At 70.0% G+C, this 3,308-nt stretch carries 4 protein-coding genes; all 4 read right to left on the reverse strand.

The window, feature by feature from the left end; genetic code table 11:
- The coding region (gene alaS / locus IJH84_RS20890; protein WP_295147946.1) for an alanine--tRNA ligase at positions 1 to 1,668 on the reverse strand (1,668 nt) is incomplete at its 3' end.
- A 116-nt stretch (positions 1,669 to 1,784) separates the two neighbouring features.
- A complete protein-coding gene (locus IJH84_RS20895) occupies positions 1,785 to 2,123 on the reverse strand; it encodes a hypothetical protein (protein ID WP_295147948.1) in 339 nt (112 codons plus the stop codon).
- Complete coding sequence (locus tag IJH84_RS20900; protein ID WP_200069820.1) at positions 2,120 to 2,521, reverse strand: DUF948 domain-containing protein; 402 nt, start codon at positions 2,519 to 2,521, stop codon at positions 2,120 to 2,122. The genes IJH84_RS20895 and IJH84_RS20900 overlap by 4 nt, the downstream gene beginning before the upstream one ends.
- A 131-nt stretch (positions 2,522 to 2,652) precedes the next feature.
- Positions 2,653 to 3,308: NAD(P)-dependent oxidoreductase (locus IJH84_RS20905; protein ID WP_295147951.1), on the reverse strand; the 656-nt coding region annotated here is incomplete at its 5' end.

The raw sequence follows: 3,308 nt of genomic DNA on the forward strand, positions 1-3,308 counted from the left end.
CAGCGTGGTGTCCAAGCCCAGCTCGCCGGCGACGACCTTCGCGCGGTGCACGAACAGCCCCGGCACGGCCCGCTGCACGTCGTGCACCCGCACTTCGACGCCCGGTCCGACCAGCGTGCCGGTGTCGGCGATCTGGCCACCGCCTTCGGCGTAGAACGGGGTGCGGTCGAGCACCAGCTCCACCTCGGTGCCCGCCGCCGCGGAACTCGCGGGCGCGCCGTCCACCAGCAGTCCGAGCACCCGGCTGTGCGCCTGGAGGTCGGTGTAGCCGATGAACTCGGTGGTGCCGTGCTCGTCGAGCAGCGTGCGGTAGGTCGACAGGTCGCCGTGGCCGGTCTTGCGGGCCTTCGCGTCCTCCTTGGCGCGGCGGCGCTGCTCGGCCATCAGCTCGCGGAAACCGTGCTCGTCCACCGAAAGCCCCTGCTCGGAGGCCATCTCCAAGGTCAGGTCGATCGGGAAGCCGTAGGTGTCGTGCAGCTGGAACGCCTTGTCCCCGGCCAGCTGCGTGCCGCCGGCCTTCTTGGTCTCGGTCACGGCCACGTCGAAGATCTTCGAGCCGGTGGTGAGGGTGGCGCGGAAGGCGTCCTCCTCGTTGCGGATCACCGAGTCGATCCGGTCGAACTCGGTGGCCAGCTCCGGGTAGCCCGGCGCCATCGCGTCGCGCACGACCTGGGTGAACTCGCCCAGCACCGGCTCCTGCACACCGAGCAGGCGCACCGAGCGCACGATGCGGCGCAGCAGCCGCCGCAGCACGTAGCCGCGGGCCTCGTTGCCGGGCGTGACGCCGTCGCCGACCAGCATCACGCCGGAGCGCGCGTGGTCGGCGATCACGCGGAAGCGCACGTCGTCGGTGTGGTCGGCGCCGTAGGTGCGGCCGGAGAGCTCCTCGGCCTTGGCGATCACGGGGCGCACCAGGTCGGTCTCGTAGACGTTGTCCACGCCCTGCAGCAGGCAGGCCACCCGCTCGATGCCCATGCCGGTGTCGATGTTCTTGGTGGGCAGCTCACCGATCGGCGGGTTGCCGGCCTTCGGGGGCAGCTCACCCCTGATGTCCTGCATGAACACCAGGTTCCAGATCTCGATGTAGCGGTCCTCGTCGACGTTCGGGCCGCCTTCGCGGCCGTACTCCGGGCCGCGGTCGTAGTAGATCTCCGAGCACGGCCCGCCCGGACCGGGCACGCCCATGTCCCAGTAGTTGTCCTCGGGACCACGCGACTGGATGCGCTCCGCCGGGATGCCGGTGGTGTTGCGCCACATCGCGGCGGCTTCGTCGTCCTTCTCGAAAACGGTGACCCACAGGCGTTCCGGGTCGATGCCGTAGCCGCCGTCGGCGACCGCGGAGGTCAGCAGCTTCCAGGCATGCTCCATGGCGCCTTCTTTGAAGTAGTCGCCGAAGGAGAAGTTGCCGGCCATCTGGAAGAACGTGTTGTGCCGCGTGGTCTTGCCGACCTCGTCGATGTCGCCGGTGCGCACGCACTTCTGGATGCTCGTCGCGCGCGGGTACGGCGCCGGGGCATCACCCAGGAAGTACGGCTTGAACTGCACCATCCCCGCGTTGACGAACAGCAGGGTGGGGTCGTCCAGGATCAGCGACGCGCTGGGCACCACGGTGTGGCCCGAGCTGCGGAAGTGTTCCAGGAAGCGGTTGTTGATCTCGTGGGTCTGCACGGTGGGTCCTTCGTGGAGGGTGCTGCGGAATCCGGACGGCGTGGGCGGAAGGCTCGCGGGCGAGCGGGGACCGACCGGTCGGCGAAGCGTCGCGGCCGGTCACCCGAGGTGCCGCGTCAGCGATCCGCCCGGCGAGCTCGCCGTGCCGGTGCGCGCCCACCGTCACGAACTCGGCTCTCACCGGGGCGAGCCGCGTCGACGGAGCGGGAATCGGTGAGCCGCTGCGGCGGCAACGAGGTGCCGTCCACGACGTTCTGCAGCTCCTGCTCCCGCTCGGTCATCCCGGCGCGCACGTCCGCGCCGAACGAGCCCACGGCACCCGCGAGCTCGCGCATGGCGCCGCCGAGCTGCTCGGCCACGCCGTTCGGGGTCGCCTTGCGCGTGGTCTCGTTGACCTTGCGCATCACCGCGACACCGGCCGCGATACCGGCCCCGAACCAGAACATCCGCCTCACTTGCGGCCTCCCTTGCGTCGGGAGTGCTTGCCCCACGGCTCTTCCTTGCGCTTGCGGCGAGCGCGCAATGCCTTGCTCACCCCGTACGAGAAGGCCGCGGTCTTCACCAACGGGCCACCGAGTGTAGCCGTGAACAGCGAGGACAACGCCGAAACGTTGCCGCTGACGGTCTTGGCGTTCGTGGTGATGCCGTCCACCCGTTCCAGCTGGGTGTTGACGTGCGTCAGCGTCGAGTTCGCGCCGGTGAAAAGCGGGTCGGAGTTCTCGTGCGCCTTGCGGATCGCGACGGTCGCCTCGTCCAGCGTACGGCCGAGCTTGACCAGCGGGACCGCCAGCAGCACGACCAGCAGCACGAACGCGCCTGCGACGATCAGCGCGGCGATCTGCGTGGGCGTCACGTGCCCTCCCGGTTTCTGGTTTCCCTGTGATTGTCCGGCCACCGCGAGAATTCCCGGTGGCTTGATCGCGCGTCAGGTTACCGTGCGGCCCGGGCGCCGATGCCGCCGGTGGTTCGGCGCGTCGGTGCCGGTCAAGCACCCACCGGGGTGATCGGTCCGGTCCCGGCGAGAACCGCCGCCACGTTGCGCGCGGCGAGTTCGGCCATCGCGCTGCGCGTCTCCACCGTCGCCGAGCCCAGGTGCGGGATGAGCACCGCGTTGTCCAGTTCGAGCAGGGCGGGTTCGACGGCCGGTTCGCGTTCGAAGACGTCCAGGCCCGCTGCCGCGATGCGGCCTTCGCGCAGCGCCTCGGCCAGGGCTTTTTCGTCCACGACCGGTCCGCGGCTGGTGTTGATGAGCACCGCGGAGGGCTTCATCTTCGCCAGCGCCGACTCGTCGATCAGGTGCCGGGTCTGCTCGGTGAGCGGGCAGTGCAGCGACAGCGCATCGGCTTCGCGCAGCAGCTCGTCCTGCGAGAGGTAGCGGGCGTCGAGCTCGGATTCCACCTCCGGGGCCGCGCGCCGCCTACCCGCGTAGGCGATGTTCATGCCGAACGCGCGAGCGCGGCGAGCCATCGCCTGCCCGATCCCGCCAAGGCCGATGATCCCGAGAGTCTTGTCCTGCAAGCCCGTACCCAGCATGAATCCGCGGTGGAAGAACCAGGGTTGCCCGGACCGGATCAGCCGCTCCCCCTCACCGAGCCGCCGCGTCGCCATCAGCAGCAAGCCGAATCCGAGATCCGCGGTGG

The organism is Saccharopolyspora sp., from assembly GCF_017434145.1.
GTDB lineage: Bacteria > Actinomycetota > Actinomycetes > Mycobacteriales > Pseudonocardiaceae > Saccharopolyspora_C > Saccharopolyspora_C galaxeae.